We start from the raw sequence: 21,217 nt of genomic DNA on the forward strand, positions 1-21,217 counted from the left end.
ACCCCTATGCGATGTGGATCTCCGACGGCACCACACAACTCACCACCGATCGGATCAAAGCGCCGCCCGGGAACGTCGACCGCAACGTTTCCGCCACATTTGCAGCGTGTTGCGATGAGCTCGCCAATGCGAAGCAAGCCGAACCGCTGCCCGTCATTTGGCAATCAGTCAGTCCGGCGTCGGAAAGCCATTTTAGGGGGGGATCGATGCGCGATGAAAGCCCGCACGCGGGTCCTTGCAACGCGTTATGCATATTAAAACTGGATTCCCCGCCCATTCCCTGCAGTGCACGAACAAAATTCACACTGGATCGCGGTTTCTCCGGCACCGTGCAACGTGAATAAACCGCTGGCGTCGACACGCTCGCCGCGGGAAAGATCACCACCGCGTGCAACGGATTGGCTAACGAAAAGAACGATAACTTCTCACCGCGACCCGTCGCTCGAGCGGCTTCCGCAGAAGAATCATCTTCCGAGATGCCAAGGAAGAACGGAACGTCACTGCCAATTTCTGCGGCTATGCCCGTCAATAAACGTCGATCCACACCTGCGATTTTGTCCGGTTGAATCTCCGCCGCGGCTCGCCAGCCCAATCGCAGTGCCGCGGCCGCATCGCTGCTGGCGCCGCCCATTCCAGCGCCACTGGGGATTTGTTTGTGAAGACGGACATCCCACCCGCCTTCCAAGTTCAATGCGTCCGTCAATCGTTGCAGCGCACGAACAACCAAATTTTGCTCGTCGGTTGGAACATGCAGCAAAGCGTCGTCTTCACCAACCTGCATCGCTTTCGCGACCGAGGCTCGATCCGGGGACCAATCGACCTGCAACCGCACACCCGGCTGGGCAACATGCTGAACCCAAAGCTCATCCCGCCAATCGATGGCTGTCATCACCGTGTCCAGCTCGTGAAATCCGTCCTCGCGACGAGACAAGATTTCCAGAAACAAATTCAGCTTGGCAGGAGGCGAAGTGCGATACCAACGAGAAGATGACACGAGTTCAAGCGGCTTTCTGTGAACGGATGGAGTGCCCTCGCATCATATCGCTTGAGTCTTGCGAAGCGATGGCCACCAACGAAATCCCCAATCGATCGGCCAAAGCGATGGTTTCTTCGCGGTCCAACAAGATGGTCTTTTCGGCTTCGATCGCGATGGCGGCACCTCCCGCCTCATGAACCCGTTGAATGGTTTGCGGACCAATCGTTGGAACATCAAATCGCATGTCTTGTTCGGGCTTGCTCACCTTCACCAGCGTCCATCCGCCGCGACGGCACAATTCGCCGGTGCGTCGGATACACGCATCGGTTCCTTCGATCGCTTCCACGGCAATGATCGTTCCGTCTTTGATCGTGATGGCTTGGCCGATGTCCAAACCGCCCATCGTTTTCGCGATTTGCCAACCGGATGCGATGTCCGATTCAATCGCAGAAGACGGCTTGCGACGTGTCAGTTGCCCCTCATCCGCCAACAGTTCCGGTGCGAGTTCCGTCGCGGAGCAAATCTTCATGGAATGAGTCTCGTAGGTATGGATCACGGCCCCCAACAAGCGATCATCGCGGGCATCTCGTTCGGCACCGAACAAACACGGCCAAAAGGTTTTGATGCAGGTCCAATCCGGCATGTGGCGAATCCAAACGGAACCGCTGTAGAGCAAATCGGATTTGAATAGTTTCCCGGCCATCGTCACGTGCTGAACGCCATGACGTTTGAAGTACCGAAGATGGCCTCCGAACCGGCCGACACCGGACCAGAGAACACTGTCACATACGTCGTTCAATTCTTCGCCCGCGTGTCCGTCGATAGCCACGCAGTGCACCGGATGTCCGAGTCGCTTGAGTTTCTCCGCGACGCAAACTGGAAATCGTCCCCACCCCGCGATCAAGCCGACGGGAGCGAGAGCGGGGACATCGACGGGGTCCATGGAATGACGGATGGGTTCGCTCATCGGATCAAAGGGACGTTCGTGCGGCAACGTGTCACGCGGCGCGGCGTGAACCCGACTCTTGCTTGCCTTCGGCGTCGCATGCATTTTCCGAAGCCAAACGTTCCACTTGCTGAGTCAAACGTTTCAGGTCACGACGCATCTCAGGCAAGCGACGCTGAACCGCCATGATTTGCATTTGGTCTCGTTGCGAAGTTGCCGGCGATCCCAAATAAACTTGGTTGGCGGCCAAATCGTCCATCACGCCGGCCTGTGCTCCGACAATGACGCCGTCGGCCAAAGCAATGTGATCCTTCAAACCAACTTGCCCCGCCAACACCACGTAGTCGCCCGTGGTGCAGCTACCGGCGATGCCGACTTGGCTGCACAACAAATTGTGCCGACCGATCCGGCAATTGTGAGCGATCATGACTTGGTTATCGATTTTGGTTCCCTCACCGATCCGAGTCGCTCCGTAGGTTCCGCGGTCGATGGTGGAACTGGCTCCGACTTCCACATCATTCTCGATGACCACATAACCCAACTGTGCGGTTGGAACGTGTCGACCGTCCACCATTTTGTATCCAAACCCATGAGCCCCCACGACGGTTCCCGCGTGCAAGGTGACTCGTTCGCCAAGTTCGCAATACGCATACAACGTCACGTTGGGGTGCAGCGTGCAGTCGGCTGACAACTTGCATCCCGCACCAATGGTCACACCAGGAGCGATGAAACAGTTCGGCCCAATCTCAACATCACATCCAATATTCGCGGTCGGATGCACCTTCGCCGTCGGGTCGATCTTCGCGGACGGATCAATCCCCGCGACCGGCAAGCAGTCTTGGCTGGCGGGTCGAAAATACGAAACTAAACGGGTGAATGCAGCGTGAGGATCCGCAACGATGATTTGCAAATGAGTGGGCGAGTCCGCAACGTACTCGGGTGCGATCACTGCGAAGGCTTCGCTGCCCGCGAGTTGATTGGCATGAGCCACCTGATCGACCAAGGTCACGTGGGTGGAACCTGCTTCTGCCGGAGGAGCGGCACCCTCACAAACCAAGGCGGCGACTTCAGGCGAGGGAGCTTTTCCCTGTGCGGGGCGAGCGGACGCGTCGGATTCGCTGGCAGAAACATCACTGAAATCCAGCAGCTGACCGCCGACGAGATCGGCGACCGCTTGCAGTGACAATCCTTTGGAAGACGCCATTGGAAAAATCCTTTTTCGTTGACGTGTGTTTGATCGGTGTGAGTCGGAACCTTGGTTTGTCTCTTGTAACGGCAACCCACAAATTGACGCAACGTGAATCGTCGGTCTTGCGACGGATCGGCAGAAAGCACTAGGACAGGGTTGCATGACGCGCGTCGGGCTCTGGCCTGCGTGTTTTCCAAACGGCTCTCGCACATAGTCGCCTACGATGCCCAGCCCAGCTCTTCGCAACGATTCCTATCCAACACCCGCGTCCGCCGTCCCCGCGGGGATGCCCTCGCGAAAAAATTTGGATGCGACCCAAAATCCAAACGGGTTGCGGATCTTTGCTCCGGAAGACCAACCCGCTCAAACGGCTCCCGAGCCCATCGCTCCGCCGAGCCGGACCAAAATTTGGAGCTGCCTGATCGCTTCGCTGATCGCCGGCGTGGTTTTCTCGACACTGACGGGATGCCAATGGGCGGCAGGAAGCCAAAACAGCCAAGGCGCAGCTCTCTACAACCAAGGCCAATACACAGCGGCGATGGAACAATTTCAAAAAGCCATCGCCTCCGACCCGACCGACGCGGATGGCTACTACAACTTGGCCGCCACGACACACCGTTTGGGCAATCAACGCCAAGACCCCAACCTGATTCGCCAGAGCGAAGCGCTCTACAACCAGTGCTTGGACCACGATCCCAATCACATCGATTGTCATCGCGGATTGGCCGTGCTGCTCGTTGATTCGGGCCGTCCCGACCGCGCCTTCACACTGCTGAAAAATTGGGCCGCCGCCAATCCCAACTTGGCCGACCCGCGAATCGAGCTGGCTCGACTGTACGAAGAACATGGCGAACCGCAAACGGCTTTGAAATACCTGGAGGACGCCGTCCAACAAGACGCCAACAACGCGCGTGCCTGGCTCGCCTTGGCTCGATTGCGTGAATCCGGCAACGATCCGGTTCAAGCATTGCAAAACTACCAACGTGCGTTGGCTCTGAACGGTGGTGTCCTCGGACCCAACGGAGCCATGATCAGCGAGCGTGTTGCCGCTCTCAGCCGCCAGATCAACTCGACTCGTGACGCGGCTTCGTTCAATGCCGGCGGAACGCAAATGGCGACTCCCGGCGGTTTCAACTCGGCTCGCTATTGAATCTGACTCACTGGCTAGCAATGCCGCCCAGCAATGCCACGTCGGCCTGATGGCAGTGGGATAGGCTAGCGAACGATTTTGGGGAGAATGGAGGGTTGGTTTTCCCTCATTTCCCCTCGAAATAGCTGCACGAGTCCCATGAAATCAATGGACGCCCTGGTGTCGTTGTGCAAACGACGTGGTTTTCTTTTCCAATCCAGCGAAATCTACGGCGGTGTCCAAGGCTTTTGGGACTACGGACCGCTGGGCGTGGAGCTGAAGCGGAACCTGAAAGACGCTTGGTGGCACGACATGATCGCGGGCCACAACGAGCTGATCGCTCCCGCGGGTGCACCGTCGACGTTCGAAATGGTCGGCCTGGATTGCACGATCATCATGCACCCGCAAGTCTGGAAATGCAGCGGTCACTATGACTTGTTCCACGACCACATGGTCGACTGCAAAGAATCCAAGAAACGCTACCGTTTTGACCAGGTTCGCGGCCGTTTCGTCGAATATCAAGGCACCAAGATCTTTGTTTCGACCCTGGCCGAAATCGAGCAAGAGGAAGACGAAGTCCGCCGTCGCGGATTGAAGTACTTCAAGCTTCGTGCGAAAAACGCTGACGAGCTGACGGTTGCAAAAGAATCGCTGACGCTGGACCAACTGGACTCCACCGACAACGTGCTCGCACCCGACGCCAAGACACTTGGCACGCTGACCGAGCCACGCGAATTCAACTTGATGTTCAAAACCACGCTGGGCGCGCTCGGCGGCGAAGACGACACGACCTTCCTGCGTCCGGAAACCGCGCAAGGAATCTTCGTCAACTTCAAGAACGTCGTCGACAGCTCTCGCGTTCGCGTCCCGTTTGGCATTGGCCAAGTCGGCAAGAGCTTCCGCAATGAAATCACCCCAAGGAACTTCACCTTCCGTTCGCGTGAATTCGAACAGATGGAAATCGAGTTCTTCTGTCACCCTGACCAATCGCAAGAGTGGTATCGCTACTGGCGCGACCGCCGCATGGCCTGGTACACCTCGATGGGCCTGTCCAGCGAATCGCTGATCATGCGTGAACATCACACCGAGGAATTGGCTCACTACAGCGTTGGCACAGCGGACATCGAATACGCATTCCCCTTCCTCCCCGAAGGTGAATACGGCGAGCTGGAGGGCATCGCCCACCGCGGCGACTTTGACTTGCGCAGCCACATGGAAGGCAAGCTCGATCCCAACACCAACCCGATGACGGTCGAGCTGAATGAACACGGCAAACCCAAGTACCGTGGCAGCGGCAAAGACCTCGCGTATCGGGATGAAATCAGCAACGAGAAGTTCGTGCCTCACGTGATCGAACCCTCCGCGGGTGCCGACCGAGCCGCCTTGGCGTTCCTCTGCGAAGCCTACACCGAGGACGAAGCTCCCGATGAAAACGGCAAGATGCAATCGCGAACGGTGATGAAGCTCGACCCACGTTTGGCGCCCATCAAAGCCGCCGTGTTCCCACTGGTCAAAAAGGACGGGATGCCCGAAGTCGCCCAAGAAATCTACGGCGCTCTCAAAGAACACTACAACGTGTTCTACGACGCGAAGGGAGCAGTCGGCCGACGTTACCGACGTCAAGACGAAGCCGGAACGCCTTACTGCATCACGGTCGACGGCGATTCATTAAAAGACAAAACCGTCACCATTCGCGACCGAGACTCACTGGAACAAACCCGAGTCAAAATCGACGACGTCGTTTCAGAAATCCAATCGCGTCTGAAAGCGTCGAAGTAATAGCATCGACGCTAGCTATCTTACGCAGCGACGACAGCCGCCGATTAGCTTCAAACCACACCAGTCAGCAGATGGTCTTTGATCGCTGCGGCTCTGGGGGTGAGTTGGTCGGTGGCGCGGCTAGGTTGGTCGGCGGAGGGTGCTGGGATTTGATCGGGATTGTCGAAGTTGATCAGCTCCAACTCGCCGTTTTCGTATTCCACCATGCCGGTGGCGTTTTCTACCCAGTCGCCCAGGTTGAAATACAGCGGTCGTTTCGCGTCAGGTGACTCGGAAGCGGGACTGAGTCGTCGGACCGTGGGAATATGGATGTGCCCGCAGACGATCACGTCGCATTCGTTTTCCGCCGCGTGCTGACGAACCTTGGCTTGAAACCCGCTGACCCACTGAACGATTCGTTTGGTGTTCTGTTTCAAGTAGCGGCTGATCCGTCGAGGCTTCATTCGCAATGACTTCAACACGCGATTGATGGCCCGATCCGCCGTCAGAAGCAACGTGTACAGGAACGTGCCAAACAACGACAGCCAGTGAGCTTGTCGCTCCACCTTGTCAAATTGGTCGCCGTGCAGCACCACCACGCGTCGCCCATCCACCGTTTCGTGGACAAACTGTTCGCGAACGCAAACGTCATCGGACTTGGGCACCGCCGACCAGTCCACATGACGGAGATAATCGTCGTGGTTGCCAGGCGTGTAACGAATGGCGGTACCTTCTTCGGCCAATTCCGCCAAACGATTGAACAAACGGTCGTAGACGGGTGGCCAGTACGGATGCATGTGCAGCACCCTCGCATCGATGAAGTCACCGACCAGAAACAAATGCTCCGGCGAGTGATGGCTGAGAAACTCGATCAACCGTTCTGCTTGAGCGTGACGCAATCCCAGGTGGACGTCGCTGATAAAGATCGAACGGATCGTCCGCGTTGCGGGCGTTTGGTAGCTCGATCCGGCGGCAGCGGACTCTCGGCTTGATCGAGTGAACCGGCCAATCCGTCGGCGACGAGGCGGGCGGACGGAAGTCGATGAGTTGGGCAAAAAAGTGATCAACAGGCTGATCCAGTAGGTCAAATGAAGCTCAACGTGTTGCCCGTCAGGATAGCCACTGAGACCAAAAGTCGAGCCCCAAAGAAGCGAAAGACGGAATCTATTCATGGAAATGTCATTTCGCAGCTCCGCATCTTCGCCCCCTCTGCGACCGCGACCCAGACGCTAACGGGCCCGAATTCCGCCTTCGGGCCGAACAACGCTGGCTCACGGAAGGTCGACCTGTCGCCAGACCGATCCGTCACAGCAGATCCACTGCCGCGGGCGGTGCGTTTCGGCGGGGATGGGCGGATTCGCCAGAACCGTCGCCCGTTTGTTCACCTAAGCGGACACTTTCGCGGCAGATGGTCGCAGCCAAACCAGAGAAATCAGGCGCGTCTCTAGGCTGGAGTTTGCGGAGGGCGTAAACTCCGGGGGTTGAGCCGAATTCTCGCGTTGGGTGTCTCTCCTGGGATGTTGTCAGCGGCTGGGGAATCCGGTTTGTCGACTGGGCAGTTTCCACCTCAAGAAGACCTGGACCCACGTGTCTGACCTCACTCGTTCGCAATCGTTTTTCTTGCGTCACGAATTTGCCATTCGGCGACTGCATTCATTGACCGGGATCGTGCCGCTTGGCGTTTACATGGTCATTCACTTGACCACGAACGCGAGTCTGCTGAACGGAACGGAAACGTTCCAACGCGCGGTGTACATGATCCACAGCCTGGGCGATTTGCTACCAATCGTCGAATGGGGCGGCATTTTCACGCCGTTGCTATTCCATGCCATTTTGGGCGTTTGGATCATTCGCACGGGCAAATCGAACCTGAGCCGTTATCGATTCACCGGGAACCGCCGCTACGTGTGGCAGCGTTGGACGGGTTTGATTGCATTCGTGTTCTTGATGACACACGTGCTGCATCTGCACGGATGGTTCCACGCCGATTTTTGGCTTGCAATTATGAAGCCGCTTGGTTTCGCGAATTTCAAACCGTACAACGCGGCATCCACCCTGGGCGCTGCGATGCAGGGCTACGTTTGGCCGGCGTTTTACTTGGCTGGCGTTTTGGCCACGGTCTATCACCTCGCCAACGGGATTTGGACCGCAGGCATCACATGGGGTTTCTGGGTTTCGCCTCAGGCACAGGAACGAGCCACCAAAGTTTGTGTGGCGTTTGGCGTCGTTTTGGCGGTTATTGGAACGTCGGCATGGTGGGCGGCGGTTCGCATGGACGAGACCGACATCGCTCAAGCCGAAGCCGACGAAGTGGAAATGTTTGAAGCCGCGGTCAAGACCGGGTTGGCCTACGACATTCCCGAGAAGCGTTCGGTCGGACACGAGGATGCAGACAAAGAATCTGGAACCGCGACGGATGCTCTACCGGCCGAGGAGCCCGATGCCGAAAAGGCGTCTCGTCCAACCGACGCCGTCATCACCGAATAGTTCGAAACCACCATCTGATAATTCTGAAGGAAACGTTCCATGGCACAATCCAACTCGCCTACCCGCGTGGTTGTCGTTGGGGGTGGTTTGGCTGGTTTGGCATCAACGATGAAGTTGACCGAACTGGGCGCCCAAGTCGATCTGATCAGCCTCACTCCGGTCAAACGCTCGCACAGTGTTTGCGCTCAAGGTGGTATCAACAGCTGCAACGATGCCACGCGCCAGCTGGGCGACGACGAATGGAAACACTTCGATGACACGGTTTACGGTGGTGACTTTCTGAACCACCAACCGCCCGTGAAGGAGATGGCCTACTGGGCTCCTAAAGTCATCGAGCTGATGGACCGCTTGGGAGTGCCCTTCAACCGCACCGGAGAAGGCTTCATCGACCGTCGCCGTTTCGGCGGAACACTCTATAAACGAACGGCGTTCGCCGGAGCCACCACCGGCCAGCAATTGCTGTACGCGTTGGACGAACAGGTCCGCCGTCAAGAAGCCGAAGGCAATGTCACCAAGTACGAATTCTGGGACTTCCTCGGCCCCATCCAAGACGAAACCGGCCGCTGTCGTGGCGTGGTCGCTCAAGACATGGTGTCGATGAAGATCAAAGCATTCCCTGCGGATGCGGTCGTGGTCGCAACGGGAGGCTGCGGTTTGATCTACGGCCGCAGCACGATGAGTGTCTTCTGCACCGGCAGTGCCGCCAGCCGCTGCTTCCAAGCGGGTGCGAACTACGCCAATGCGGAATTCATCCAGGTTCACCCAACAGCCATTCCCGGTGCCGACAAACTTCGACTGATGAGTGAATCCGCCCGCGGTGAGGGCGGTCGCGTTTGGGTGCCTCGCACTCCTCATGATCCCCGCGAACCACGGGCAATTCCCGAAGCTGACCGGTACTACTTCTTGGAAGAACGCTATCCGGAATACGGCAACCTGGTGCCTCGTGACATCGCGACACGTGAAATCTTTGACATCTGCGTCAACGAAGGATTGAGCGTCGAAGAGGATCGCATGTGCGTGTACCTGGATTTGACGCACATTTCACGAGCCGAACTGGATCGCAAACTCGGTGGGATCCTTGAGATCTACGAGAAGTTCCAGGGCGTCGATCCGCGCGACGAGCCCATGAAAATCTTCCCGGCTGTTCACTACAGCATGGGCGGCTTGTGGGCTGACTACGTCAAATCCGCCGATGGTGGCCTGGAAGCGGGTGCCCCTCGCAACCACATGACCACCATCGAAGGTTTGTATGCGATCGGCGAATGCGATTACCACTACCACGGTGCAAACCGTCTTGGTGCCAACTCGTTGCTGTCGTGCATCTTCACCGGTTTATTCACGGGTTCGTCGATCATGAACTACTCGGCGGCACAGTCGTCGGGTGCCAGCGATGTTCCTCAATCGCTGCTTGATTCGTCCGTGAAAGCCCAACAGGACCGCCACGATCACCTGCTGAACGGAAACGCGGGCAGCGACGAAAACCCGTACCTGATTCACCAAGAATTGGGCGACTTGATGACCCGCGTCGCCACGGTGGTTCGTCGCAACGATCAACTCGCAGAAGCGATCAAGAAAGTCGACGAACTGCACGAACGTGCCATGAAGGTTTCACTGGCTGACTCCGGATCATGGACCAATCAAAACGTGATTTTCGCGAAAGCGTTGCAGGATATGTTCCCGTTGGCGAAGGCACTTCTCAAAGGTGCACTGCAGCGTGACGAATGCCGCGGTGCTCACTACAAACCGGACTTCAAAAAACCTTCGTTGACTTCCGAAGATCCTGTCGAGCGTCGTCGCCAAGCCGAAGCTTGGTGCGACGAGTTCGAAGCCAACAACGAAAAGTACCTCAAGAGCACAGTTGCCACCTGGAACGCCAGCACCAACCAGCCTGAATTGACGTACGAAGAAGTCGACACATCTTCGATCCCGCCTCGCCCCCGTTTATACGGATTGGTGGGAGCGGAAGCGATCGAAGAAGTATGGAACGAACGTGCTGCCAAGAAAGCTGCCGAGTCCCAATCCGGAAGCGGTTTGGTCGGGGCCAAGTAAGCCATCGACGTCCGCTCACCCAACTTTGACACCTTCACCGCATCGCATTCACTACCTTACGAATCCCACATCCGATGATTGCTCTCGACCCTTCGACGAAGAAACGCCCCGAGTTCATCAACGTTCGCGTGCGCCGTCAGGACGCTCCCGGGAAACAACCGTACTGGGAACTGCACAAGATCAAGTACGAACCCGAGATGAACGTGATCAGCGTTCTTCAACGGATCGCTGCTCAAGCGACCAACCGTGACGGCAAAAAGGTGACGCCAGTTGCGTGGGACTGTGGTTGTTTGGAAGAGGTCTGCGGCTCCTGCACGATGGTCATCAACGGTCGCGTGCGACAAAGCTGCAGTGCTTTGGTCGATCGCTTGCTGGAAGACAACTCGGACGAGATCGTTCTCGAACCCATGAGCAAGTTCCCGGTGGTTCGTGACTTGGTCGTGGATCGCGAACGATTGTTCCAAGGTCTCAAACGCGTCAAAGCCTGGGTGCCGGTGGACAGCTACTTCAACATGGGTCCGGGCGAACGAATCCTGCGTGATGACCAGGAACGCAACTACCCACTCAGCCAGTGCATGAGCTGCGGATGCTGCGTGGAAGCGTGCCCGCAATACAACAAGATCGAACTGACGCAAAAGTCCGATGAGTCGGACGAAGCATTCGAAGCACGCAAACAAGAAGCGTACGCGGAAGCCTTTGTCGGACCGCATGCGATTTCGCAGGCCATGTTGTTCAACAACCATCCGACCGGCAAAGCGTTGGCGGGCGAACGATTGGACGCGTTGTCGGGCCCCGGTGGTCTTGCAGCGTGCGGCAACGCTCAAAACTGCGTGGCCGTCTGCCCCAAAGAAATTCCGTTGACCACGTCCATCGCGCGTGCGGGACGAGCCACCACGCTGCATGCCATCAAAAAGTGGTTCGACAAGTAATTGCTTTGGTGGCGATATTTTTGGACGGCTCCCAACACGCTGATCGGTTTGACGATTGGCTTGCTTCTCGGGGGCCGCATCCAATGGGTTTCGGGCGTCGCTGAAATTCACGGTCGCTGGATCGCTCGGGCCCTGCGGTCGATGCCGGTTCCCGCCGCCGCCATGACGCTCGGCCACGTGGTCCTCGGATGTTCGCTCAGCGACTTGGATCGGACCCGACGGCATGAGCGGGTGCACGTCCGCCAATATGAACGCTGGGGCCCATTCTTTTTGCCGGCCTACTTGCTTGCATCGCTGTTCTTAAAGTTCTCGGGCCGCGACGCCTATCGAGGCAACCCGTTCGAAGTCGAAGCCTACGCCATCGACGATCCGTCGAAACCATAAACGCGAAGAGCCCTCAGCCCTCCATCACTGCTTCGACGTATCCGGCGTGATGTCCAAGCTCCAACTGTGCAGCAAACCAAACCGGTCACTCCGCGTGCCGGCCACAACCAACTGCCAAACACCTTGGACGCTTTTCCCGTTGAAAGCACTCAAGCTGGGTTGGTTTTTCAAACGACCTTCGGGAATGAAAGTGCCGTCGAAGGGTGGCCGAGCTTTGGTGATTGGGTAGCGGGCGTCGTCGTCGAACCGGGTGCCTTCGAAGTGGTCATCGTGTCCGCCGACTCCAGTGAACAGTTCGATCTTGGTCTCATCGGGACCAATCAAATAGGCATCGAGCGACTCGTCGTGCGTGTGCGTGATCGAGAGCTGCACATCGATGTCCGCGATCGGATAATCTTCATTGATCACAATTTCTGAAATGACCGTCTTTCGCGGTGGCAGGGCCGCAGCGGTGTCGTTGCGGTAGTCGCCGCCCATGATGGAGGCAGAACCTGCAAGTTCGCTCTTAGTCAGCAATCCATCCGAGTTCTCATCCAACGATTCAAACTCGGCGAGCAATTCGTTTGTCCATTCGGATGCGAACTCAGGCATCGAGATTTGCTGATCACCATCAGCGTCTCGCTCGAAGAACCATGGAGGCAAACCTTCCGCGTCTTGATCTTCTTCCTCCTGAACCTGGATCAGATAGGTGTTCAGCTCGTCGCGTGAAATTTCGCCGTCGCGATCCACATCGATTCGGCCAAAGGGAATCCCCATGCTGACCGTTTCACTGGCTTCCAATCGTCCGTTGCGATTCTTGTCGAAACGTCCCATCACCGTGGAGGTCAGATAATAACGACGGTCTCGACGCCAATAACGCGAATCGTCGTCGCGGGAATCACGCTCGGTTTCTCGGACCTCACTGCCAACTCGGCGACGTTTCTGAACCAGTTCTTTGGAAGCGCCGGAGAGCAATCGCCGCCGAGCGTACCGCTGTGCCAGTTCAATCACGCTCAATCGATTGTCGTTGTCGTAGTCTTCTTCGAATGGATCTCGGTAACGCCAATCACCACGTTCCACTTCGCGTCGGTCCAAGAATCCGTCTCGGTTGCGATCGCTGCGAGAAAGGGTCCGCTCGGCTTGCCGATAGTCCGACGCGGTGTACTGAAACTTCATCTCCCCCAAACCGAACTCGGGCACCATCGGCTCATCATTCTGAGGCCCGAAAGGCAAGATGGTGATGTCAGTTTCGGGGTCGACCTCTTGGCCAGAAACGCCGTTTTGATAGGCGTGATAGATCCGAACGGCTTCTTGCCATCTCTCGATCGAGTTGTCACGGTTCAGATCCATCCGGCGTGCTTCCGCGACTCGTTCCAAGTAAGGTCGCGACAACGCGGTGATTTCTTCTGGTTCGATGTCGCCGTCTTGGTCACGGTCCAATCGCTCCAACGATTCACGAATGCCGGACTGAGCCTGTACCGTTTGCTGGCCGCCAACGACCAACAAAGCCGCGGGAAAAACACAACGGGAAGCCCACCGAACCCATGATCGCAGTGGGGAATATGCGGGAAGCAATCGCATCAGCGTCCACCTCGTTCGCGAGAGCGATCACGCGTGCTGGTGCTTCGGCGACTGGATGTCGTCGTGCTGGCACCCAGCACTTGTTGCAGGACTTCTCCCATGACTTCGTCGCTGCTGGGGATGATCACCTCGACCGCTTGTTCACCACGCGAATCGATGGTCTGCACCAACTCCTCCACTTCCGCGAACAACTGAGGCGGGGCGGTGATGATCAGTGAATTGCTGGCCTCGTGGACAGCGACCGTCATCTTCGGCTCGAGATCACGCGCGGCTTGCGACGCGGACTTCTTCGGCGGGTTCTTGGAATTGTTTCGATTGTCGCCGTTGCGAGCCGCTTCACGTCCATCGGCATCGTTTCCACCGCCACCCGGTGCCGCGTTGGAATTGCCCTCGGCCATTCGTCCGGCGTATGCCTCTTCGATAGCTTTCGCGACGTCCACCGCCCGCGTGTGTTGCAACTCAATCACATGCGAGGTTCCATACGTTTGAACCGTCGTGATGCTGCGATCTTTATCGATGATCTTCAAATAATTCTCGATCAGATCCACGTCATCGGACGTGCCTTGTGCGATCAAACGATTCAGCCGTGAATCCGAAACGATGGTGATCGACCCGAACAGCAACGTCATCGTGCCGTCGCGTGTTGTCAAAAAGCTGCCTAGGTAGCCGCCGGACGAAACCGAAGAGATGGTTCCATTGACCAGCGTGCCCGCCTCGCCTTCGCGAGCCGCCTCGCCACCTTCCAGCAACTCGGCCAACATCCGCAACGCGTCATCTGGTCGGATGTGCTGCAAGTAAAACGCGATCGGCGGTGAAGCCGATGTTTGCATGGTGGTGCCCAGCGATCGGAGGTGCTGCTCGAACTGGTCCAACGCGTCGGTGTCTTCCGACTGGATGATCAATCCTTGCGAAGTGATCTGGCAAGTGATGGGCTCCGATCGAGTCCGAGTCACTGTCGTCAACAATCGTGCTTCGGTTGGCTCATCGGTCAGACGCCGCTCCGCTAACGTGTGGGTCGCTCCGTTTGGCTCAGGATCGGAACTCTCCGTCGCGGCGAAGTTCTCACCGGTGTCCGACGATTCGGTGGTCTCTCCGTTGGGCACGCGTTCTAACAAGTCCGGCGTGCTGGAATCGCTGCCGGGGTAGAGCAGAACTGGATTGCCCGATTGCCAAAACTTCGCGCCCGTCTCCAACAAACGTTCCGCGTTCTTCCCCTTAAACGGTAACACGCGAAGCTGACCAGCCTCTTGGGACGATCCGTTGGCTTCCAATCCCTGGACAATCGCTTTGATCTGTTCGATGCGATGACGCTTACCACGCACGAACAACCGACGATTACCCGGATCCGCATCGACGCGTGGTGTGTCGGGGTCGATTTCATCGGGATCTGCATACTCGTCCGGCAAATCCAGCATTTGGTCGATCAAGCTGATCGCGTAAGCCGGATCCACATTGTTCAACTGGATGACCTCGAACTCGTCGTCGGCAGCCTGAAGCTGTTGAACCGTTTGGCTGATTTCCTTCTGTGTTTCAGCGGATGCCAAAGCCACAATCGTTCCGGCATCGTCATCCATCGACAAACGAACGGTCTTTCCTGACAACAACGTTTGCAACACGTTGTAGACCGTCCGAACGTTGCCACCGGGAACCAAATACGACTGGAGCTCCATCGGCTCGTTCGCTGTTGTCTTGGCCGAGTCCGGCTGATCAACCGCTTTCACCAAACCTTCAAGCAATTTCACCTTGTCCTTGATTCCAGTGACAAAGATGCTGGAACCGCCCAGATCGGCCGAAAGACTGACATCGATTCCGATCATCTCATCGGTCGCCAAACCCAAGTGAGGCCGAGCCACGGTCAGCACGTCTTCCGCCTTCACATGCTGAAGCTGGAATGATTGAACCACGGTGCCGTTGTCCATCTCGTCCGCTTTGAACGCCGATAAAACACGTTGCACGCTCTGAAGATTCGCGACGGAATCCGTGATGATCAACTGGTTGGTTTTGTTGAGCACCGTCGGTGTTGTCATCAGGTTCAACGCTGACAATTCTTGGACCGCATCTTCCGCGTCAATTTCGCCCAATGAGAAGATGCACTTCACAACGTCATGCGACTGCTTCTCACTCAGACGATCCGCCTCAACGAACTCGGCCAAGGTTTCCAGTTGCTGAATCCCTCGCGGATCGGTCAGGTCAATCACTGACAACAATCGGCCGCTTCGCACCAAGGTGAAGCCTTCGGGGATCAGAAACAAATTGACCCGATCGATGGCTTCCGGAATCGTGAACTCGCTTTTGTCCGTGTAGGTGAAACTTCCCGATGGAACGTCACCCACGTGCAGTGCCAAATCGGCCTCGTCGGCCAGCCACTGAATCACGTCTCGCCATGGCACACCGTTGAAGGAAAAGCGAAGCGTCGGATCGGCTGGAACACTTTGTTCGACGGCGAGTGATTCATTCACCAACACATTCGGTGCTGGATCGGTGGCGGGTGTTGGCGTTTCCTGCGCCCAAACGTTGGCCGAGGAAGCAGCGACTCCAATCAAAATGCAACTGAGGGCCGTTCGTGCCGCACGCCGCCGGGATGCATTCCGCCGCAGGGGTGATGTTGCGGAAACGGAGCGTCCTTCCGGAGCGATGGCTCGCCCTGGGAAACTGTGTGCGCTTTTCATGGGAGGCAGGGGAGCACCCTGGTGAGTCACCAGGGGCTCTTTGTCGGTGGGAGGTGGGAAGCGGCAGCGAACAATTAGGATCGAGCCGACCGCAGGTGGGAACTGCTAGGTTAGTGAATTGTTAGTCGAAGTCAATATTTTTCGGGCCTTGATGGCCCTTGGGCGACGCGCAAAACCCTGGTTTCAACAACACGTTTCGGCCCGCGCCAGCCCCAAAAAGTGCACGTTTGGCCACCTTTTCGACCCCGGTCGCATTCGACACTGGAGGAGGCTCCCTGAACACTGCCCAGGAAGCCTGATCATCGACCTCCGCCGCGTTAGATTGACTGAATCTGGCGGATCAGATCCAGGATTGCCTGGGCCTGGTCAATCCCGCCCGCCTGTTTGACGAAATCCGCTGCGGACTGCAGCGCATCAACGCTGACGGTGCCATGCGAGACCGCTGGCCCTGGAGCGGGAGCAGCGTTGGTTGGTTCCTCCACCTTGGAGCTGACCGAGCGACGGCGTTTTACGGGGCTCGCCTTTTTCGCAGCTTTGCGTTTTTCCTGGGAGCGAACGTTGCCAACGTCTTGATACTTGATGCCGTGTTCTTCCAAGGCGGCAACGATTTCCGTGTTCCGAGCCTCCGGGTGCGCGTGGATGTAGCGACGGATTCGCTCGCTCTTGCTGATGCTTTCCTCAGCGTGGTTCAGGTCAGCGGCCGACGAGTCGCCATTCTTGCCAGGCTTGGCTTGGCGGTCAGATGAGTTGGAATCGGCCTCGTTTGCTTGGGATTCTCCTGCTTGGGGTTCTTCGTTGAGTAGATCGGGCTGAGTTGTATCCATGAAGGTTCGATTGGAGGGGACAAAGGCGGGGCAAAACGCCACATTAAAGTTGCTGACCGCCGAAAGGGAAACAGTTCAGCGACAGACAATTTGTGTGAGGTTTCAAATTGCGGGAAAAACCGCAGCCGCGATCACAGTTACCAACAACGCCGATAAACCAACGGCAGCACTCATCGGCGAGATCGTTCGAAGGGCTTCCTGCTCCGTCATTCCCGTCATCTCCTTGATGATCCAAAACGCACTGTCGGTCATCCAAGAAATCGGTTTGCTACCCGCGCCAATGGCCATCGCTAAATAGACCGGGTGAAATGGCAAGTCCCCGCTGAGTGCCAACGACTGCAGGATGCTGGCGGATGTGATCATCGCAATCGTCGCGGAACCCTGGATGGTTCGAATCGCTGTCGTGACGACAAACGCCAGCGGCAGCAACCACAATCCGGGAAAGCCTTTGGCCACTGAACCAATCACTTCCGCGATCCCCGCGTGGTACAGCGTCTTTCCCATCGCGCCGCCGGCGGAAGTGATCAAAATGATGGAACCGGCCGATGCGATCGCCGCTGAGACCATCGGTCTTCGCTGGTCAACAGGAACCCACCGCATCAAACCGAAGGCAACGACGCACCCCAACCCCAATGCCAAATTCTTGTCCCCCAATTGAATCAACCATTCGAACCAAGCTGCTTCCGCAGTTGTTTCACTGACGCCGATCGATTTCAGCGTCGATCCCATCGCGATCAAAGCCACCGGCAGGGCGATTGGAAACAACGCCATCCACAATGGCGGCTTCGTCGCACCCGCCTCCGCGTCGCCCGACACGCTTGCCAAAGTTTGCGTCCCAGATCGCGTTTCTTTCCCTTCCTCCTCGCGCAACGGTAGATCCACCAACCGATTGATCACCCGCGCCGCGATCAACGCCATCACGCTGGTCACACTGCCGATTCCCAAACCGGCAATCAGCATGGCCCCCACTTCCACCTCCAAAAAAGCCGCCACTTGCAACGGGCCTGGCGTTGGAGGAATCAACGAGTGCGTGATCGATCCGCCGGCCAGGATCGCAAGGATAAACAGCACGTAATTCTTCCCGGTTTTCCGTCTCAACGACCGAGCCAACGGAAGCATCAGGTAGAAAACCGTGTCGAAGAATACAGGGATGCCCAACACAAACGATGCGGCGGCCATCGCCTCGGGAGCCCGTTGTTCACCAGTCCATCGCAGCATCGTGTCGACGATCCGAGCTGCCGCACCTGATTGCATCAACAAACCGCCGATCACGCTGGCCAGCGCGATCACGATCCCGATCGAACCCGCCGTCGCACCAAACGCATCCGCCACACGAGACGACGCGGATTGGGTCACAAATTCCGCCGCTTCTGCTTGGGTGAACTTCCCATCCTCTAAACGCGCATCGGCGAACTGCTGCAACTGACCGGGCGTGGTCAATGTCGCCACCAGCAACGCCGCTGACAGAAGCGAAAGAAACGGGTGCAACCGAAACGCCAGGATTGAAACCAAAACCAGCGTCACGGCAAGAGCGACCAACCACCAAATCGTCAAAGCTTCATCTCACGGTGTGGGGAGCGAAAGATCACGAGCGAGCAAGATGGTGGCAGAGTCTACTCCATAAACCGCCGCCAATGCCCATCGATCAAACGTTCCTGCGGGGTGAATCGCGATTTGTAGTTCAGATGCCGGTTTTGCTCGACATACAAACCCAAATACACCCACGTGCGGTGATTTTCCCGCGCCCATTGAATTTGCTGCAGCACGGCAAATGTCCCCAAGCTGAACTTTGACATGGCGGGATCGAAATGGGTGTAAACTGCGCTAATACTATGTTCCCCCACATCCATGATGGAGATCCCAACCAACTCGCCCTGATAGCGGATCTCCAATTCAAATGTCGGCCAACAACTTGTGATCAAAAACGTTTCGTAGTCCTGAGCCGAAATTTCGCGGCCGTCCGTCAACCCACGCGTGTCCCGGTGCTCGTTGTAAAGTCGCACCCGTTCCGCATCGACTCGCGGTTGTTGCCATGTCCAGCTCAGCTCCCGTTCCGCTCGTTTCAGCACACGACGAAACGATTTGCTCAGCTCGAACTCTTCGGCTTTCACCCGCGTTGGTTGACAGGCATCGCATTTCGGGCAAGCCGTGTGGTAGAGGAACTGACTGCTTCGTCGGAATCCAGCGGCCAACAACGCATCAATGTCTTCGCTGTATCGAGGCTGAGTCGGAAAATACAGCGGCATGCGAGCGGGCTCGCCATCAATGTAGGGACAATCGCTGATCGAGTCCTGCACGAGCACCAACCGAGAACGCACGCTCTCGGCTCGCTTCGGAAATTCATGGCTAGGATTCTTCATGCAATCCAGCGTACGCATGAGTCGAAATCAGTTCCAGCGTCCGATCCGTCGCAGTTCATCACAGAGCATATTCTCTTCACAGAGCATTCTTTCTTCACGGAGCATCTTCTGCTTCGCCACTCCGCGCCGTGCCAAGAGCTCCCCACAACCCGTACGGACTCACGGGCAGCCACGCGTCCGATTCAAGCTGTGTCGACTCCGATAACGATGACTCATCCTCAGCCACACGAATCACCGGAGGAAGCCCCTCTTCGTGATCGATGGTGTCGGTGACAAACCGCACGGCTCCATCGCACATCAGGAAATGAGCGCCGTGCTGATGAAAACTGCCAACGGAAAGAATCGCGTCATCCGTTAATCGCAGCCCCACCGAACAACTCGCGGAATTCGGTGGCAGAATGGTCGCGACCGCGGAGATCGCCGCGGCCCCGTCCGCCCAACGACCGCCTCTCCCCACGGAAGCCAAAGTCGACTCCTGCGAATAGAAACCAGGGCGATCGGGGTCCGTTGCAACGCGGCAAGACTCCGGCGACTCAAACATATCAATTGATTGCCCGAGCAAAGTTTGCCCGATCGCATAACGGTCACCGAGGTCATTCCCGATTTCTGCCATGGCTATCGTGTTGGACAAACCATCTTTGATGTCGCGAAACTTGGTCGTGAATCGCCCCGCGAAGACGCCGCGCACTGTTCGGGTCGATTCATGATCATCGTTCAGACGATCCACCTGGTCTCCAACACAAAAAGCGTACGACGTCAGCCCGAACGGCTCGGCTGTCGCGGGCGATGCGGGACACTGAAACGAAGGAACCTGTGTCCGCCACGGTGAATAGGACTTCACCCAAGGCGCGGGCCCCATGGAGGGATAGAACTCGCCTTCGATCGTCGAGGCTTCCGTGATGTTTTCCCACAGTTCGGCTTGTTCCAAGAAAGGAAGCAACGCAACCAGACCGCTAAGCCGCCGCAAATTGCTTTCCATTTCGTTTCCTTGCGGCCCTGTTCCACCCTGCATCGCAGGAAGCTGGTTGTAGGACGAATGATAGTTGTGCATCGCCAATCCAAGGTGTTTGAAATTGTTGCTACACCCCATCCGCCGCGCGGCTCCACTGGATGTCCTGACCGCGGGCATCAACAACCCAAACAGGATCGCAGCGATCGTCACAACCACCAACAACTCAAGGATGGTGAATGCTGCCCGAGAGGGTTCAGCACGGTCTGGTTTCCGTTGCACGCTGCCACGGCATGGAAGTCTGCTTCTTGTCCAATCTGACTTCATGGCATTTTCTCCCAACCTCGAAAAGAAGCCACGGCACCAACCAACTGGCCCAGGCCAACACACGATGAGCGGCATCGGTTTCGGTGTCCGTCACAATGCACACCCCCACCGCGACACGCAACAACAGTGGCGAACACAACAAGATGAAACAACGAGTCGCCCACAATCGATGCCGAGCGATCTTGCCTTTCATGGCAAAAAGTACCGCTGCCACCATCGTTCCCGCCGTCGCCAATGACAGCAACGAAAACGCAAGTGAAGCTGACGGACCTGCAATGGCATACTGTGCCATCACCAAACCACTGGGCGCCACCAACAGCACAACCACAACCGCTTGGACGCGTCCCAATACTCGATGCCATCTAGCGTGACCTGACATCCCAAGACCGCTGAAAACCAGAATCAGCCCAATCACCCAAGACGCCGGTGCCGCCACCACATGCGTGTAAAACGCGGACGGATACCATCCGTCAAAGTGGTTGCGATGAGCGGCAAGAAAGACGGACGAGTCAAAATCCGCAGGAAAGTAGTGCTGGAATGGCACCACGATTTGAATCAGCACATGAAAACCGAGAACAACGCCCATCCCCATTGCGATCCGCAACAACCAAACCATTCGCGTATTGCTCAAACGCGAATGTGGACGAGTTGGGGCTCGGTGATAGGAAACAATGGACACGA

17 protein-coding genes are annotated in these 21,217 nt (G+C 57.0%); 6 read left to right on the plus strand and 11 right to left on the minus strand.

Annotation, left to right across the window (positions count from 1 at the left end):
- Positions 1–4: 4 nt before the first annotated feature.
- Genes ispE through lpxD form a run of 3 tightly spaced genes read right to left on the minus strand, consistent with a single transcriptional unit; the run spans position 5 to position 3,126 of the window.
- Entirely contained in the window at positions 5–994 is a 990-nt protein-coding gene (gene ispE, locus LOC70_RS01425; RefSeq protein ID WP_230251475.1) for a 4-(cytidine 5'-diphospho)-2-C-methyl-D-erythritol kinase, read from the minus strand.
- 4 nt (positions 995–998) lie between these two features.
- Positions 999–1,943: an LpxI family protein gene (locus tag LOC70_RS01430; protein WP_230251476.1), complete on the minus strand. Its 945-nt coding sequence runs from the start codon at positions 1,941–1,943 to the stop codon at positions 999–1,001.
- 31 nt (positions 1,944–1,974) lie between these two features.
- A complete protein-coding gene (gene lpxD / locus LOC70_RS01435; RefSeq protein ID WP_230251477.1) occupies positions 1,975–3,126 on the minus strand; it encodes a UDP-3-O-(3-hydroxymyristoyl)glucosamine N-acyltransferase in 1,152 nt (383 codons plus the stop codon).
- A gap of 208 nt (positions 3,127–3,334) precedes the next feature.
- On the opposite strand from lpxD, the gene LOC70_RS01440 reads away from it, so the two are divergent.
- Positions 3,335–4,261 (plus strand): tetratricopeptide repeat protein, encoded by a 927-nt coding sequence (locus LOC70_RS01440; protein WP_230251478.1) that lies wholly within the window; start codon positions 3,335–3,337, stop codon positions 4,259–4,261.
- Positions 4,262–4,408: 147 nt separating this feature from the next.
- Positions 4,409–6,019 (plus strand): glycine--tRNA ligase, encoded by a 1,611-nt coding sequence (locus LOC70_RS01445; protein WP_315857192.1) that lies wholly within the window; start codon positions 4,409–4,411, stop codon positions 6,017–6,019.
- A gap of 50 nt (positions 6,020–6,069) precedes the next feature.
- Here LOC70_RS01445 and LOC70_RS01450 read toward each other — a convergent pair whose 3' ends face one another.
- A complete protein-coding gene (locus LOC70_RS01450) occupies positions 6,070–7,170 on the minus strand; it encodes a UDP-2,3-diacylglucosamine diphosphatase (RefSeq protein ID WP_230251480.1) in 1,101 nt (366 codons plus the stop codon).
- A gap of 415 nt (positions 7,171–7,585) precedes the next feature.
- On the opposite strand from LOC70_RS01450, the gene LOC70_RS01455 reads away from it, so the two are divergent.
- The 4 genes from LOC70_RS01455 to LOC70_RS01470 all read left to right on the plus strand — a co-directional run bounded on the left by LOC70_RS01455 (position 7,586) and on the right by LOC70_RS01470 (position 11,847).
- Positions 7,586–8,485, plus strand: coding sequence for a succinate dehydrogenase cytochrome b558 subunit (locus LOC70_RS01455; protein ID WP_230251481.1), 900 nt, complete (start codon positions 7,586–7,588; stop codon positions 8,483–8,485).
- Between the two features lie 39 nt (positions 8,486–8,524).
- Positions 8,525–10,534 (plus strand): succinate dehydrogenase flavoprotein subunit, encoded by a 2,010-nt coding sequence (gene sdhA / locus LOC70_RS01460; protein WP_230251482.1) that lies wholly within the window; start codon positions 8,525–8,527, stop codon positions 10,532–10,534.
- A 74-nt stretch (positions 10,535–10,608) separates the two neighbouring features.
- The gene (gene sdhB / locus LOC70_RS01465) at positions 10,609–11,463 is read left to right on the plus strand and encodes a succinate dehydrogenase iron-sulfur subunit (protein WP_230251483.1); all 855 of its coding nucleotides are present in this window, start codon (positions 10,609–10,611) and stop codon (positions 11,461–11,463) included.
- Positions 11,464–11,847, plus strand: coding sequence for a hypothetical protein (locus LOC70_RS01470; protein ID WP_230251484.1), 384 nt, complete (start codon positions 11,464–11,466; stop codon positions 11,845–11,847).
- A 24-nt stretch (positions 11,848–11,871) separates the two neighbouring features.
- Here the strand turns inward: LOC70_RS01470 and LOC70_RS01475 are convergent, their stop codons facing one another.
- The 7 genes from LOC70_RS01475 to LOC70_RS01505 form a co-directional block, all read right to left on the minus strand.
- Positions 11,872–13,407, minus strand: coding sequence for a proprotein convertase P-domain-containing protein (locus LOC70_RS01475; RefSeq protein ID WP_230251485.1), 1,536 nt, complete (start codon positions 13,405–13,407; stop codon positions 11,872–11,874).
- Complete coding sequence (locus tag LOC70_RS01480) at positions 13,407–15,866, minus strand: secretin N-terminal domain-containing protein (protein ID WP_230251486.1); 2,460 nt, start codon at positions 15,864–15,866, stop codon at positions 13,407–13,409. Before LOC70_RS01480 ends, LOC70_RS01475 begins: the two co-directional genes overlap by 1 nt.
- A 527-nt stretch (positions 15,867–16,393) precedes the next feature.
- Entirely contained in the window at positions 16,394–16,900 is a 507-nt protein-coding gene (locus tag LOC70_RS01485) for a hypothetical protein (RefSeq protein WP_230251487.1), read from the minus strand.
- A gap of 102 nt (positions 16,901–17,002) precedes the next feature.
- Positions 17,003–18,454: a GntP family permease gene (locus tag LOC70_RS01490; RefSeq protein WP_230251488.1), complete on the minus strand. Its 1,452-nt coding sequence runs from the start codon at positions 18,452–18,454 to the stop codon at positions 17,003–17,005.
- Positions 18,455–18,513: 59 nt separating this feature from the next.
- Positions 18,514–19,260 carry an arginyltransferase gene (locus LOC70_RS01495; protein WP_230251489.1) on the minus strand — a complete coding sequence of 249 codons (747 nt, stop codon included), beginning with the start codon at positions 19,258–19,260 and terminating at the stop codon, positions 18,514–18,516.
- Positions 19,261–19,354: 94 nt separating this feature from the next.
- On the minus strand, positions 19,355–20,491 hold the full coding sequence (locus tag LOC70_RS01500) for a DUF1559 domain-containing protein (RefSeq protein WP_230251490.1): 1,137 nt from the start codon (positions 20,489–20,491) through the stop codon (positions 19,355–19,357).
- On the minus strand, positions 20,466–21,215 hold the full coding sequence (locus LOC70_RS01505; protein ID WP_230251491.1) for a DUF2306 domain-containing protein: 750 nt from the start codon (positions 21,213–21,215) through the stop codon (positions 20,466–20,468). The genes LOC70_RS01500 and LOC70_RS01505 overlap by 26 nt, the downstream gene beginning before the upstream one ends.
- Between the last annotated feature and the right edge of the window lie 2 nt (positions 21,216–21,217).

It is taken from the genome of Rhodopirellula halodulae, assembly GCF_020966775.1.
Lineage (GTDB): Bacteria > Planctomycetota > Planctomycetia > Pirellulales > Pirellulaceae > Rhodopirellula > Rhodopirellula halodulae.

What these genes read in the sequence shown, in the direction of transcription:
- sdhB (WP_230251483.1), top strand. Translation starts at nt 10,609, where the DNA reads ATGATTGCTCTCGACCCTTCGACGAAGAAACGCCCCGAGTTCATCAAC.
- lpxD (WP_230251477.1), bottom strand. Translation starts at nt 3,126, where the DNA reads ATGGCGTCTTCCAAAGGATTGTCACTGCAAGCGGTCGCCGATCTCGTC.
- LOC70_RS01445 (WP_315857192.1), top strand. Translation starts at nt 4,409, where the DNA reads ATGGACGCCCTGGTGTCGTTGTGCAAACGACGTGGTTTTCTTTTCCAA.
- LOC70_RS01475 (WP_230251485.1), bottom strand. Translation starts at nt 13,407, where the DNA reads ATGCGATTGCTTCCCGCATATTCCCCACTGCGATCATGGGTTCGGTGG.
- LOC70_RS01440 (WP_230251478.1), top strand. Translation starts at nt 3,335, where the DNA reads ATGCCCAGCCCAGCTCTTCGCAACGATTCCTATCCAACACCCGCGTCC.
- LOC70_RS01430 (WP_230251476.1), bottom strand. Translation starts at nt 1,943, where the DNA reads ATGAGCGAACCCATCCGTCATTCCATGGACCCCGTCGATGTCCCCGCT.
- LOC70_RS01450 (WP_230251480.1), bottom strand. Translation starts at nt 7,170, where the DNA reads ATGAATAGATTCCGTCTTTCGCTTCTTTGGGGCTCGACTTTTGGTCTC.
- LOC70_RS01495 (WP_230251489.1), bottom strand. Translation starts at nt 19,260, where the DNA reads ATGAAGAATCCTAGCCATGAATTTCCGAAGCGAGCCGAGAGCGTGCGT.
- LOC70_RS01485 (WP_230251487.1), bottom strand. Translation starts at nt 16,900, where the DNA reads ATGGATACAACTCAGCCCGATCTACTCAACGAAGAACCCCAAGCAGGA.
- sdhA (WP_230251482.1), top strand. Translation starts at nt 8,525, where the DNA reads ATGGCACAATCCAACTCGCCTACCCGCGTGGTTGTCGTTGGGGGTGGT.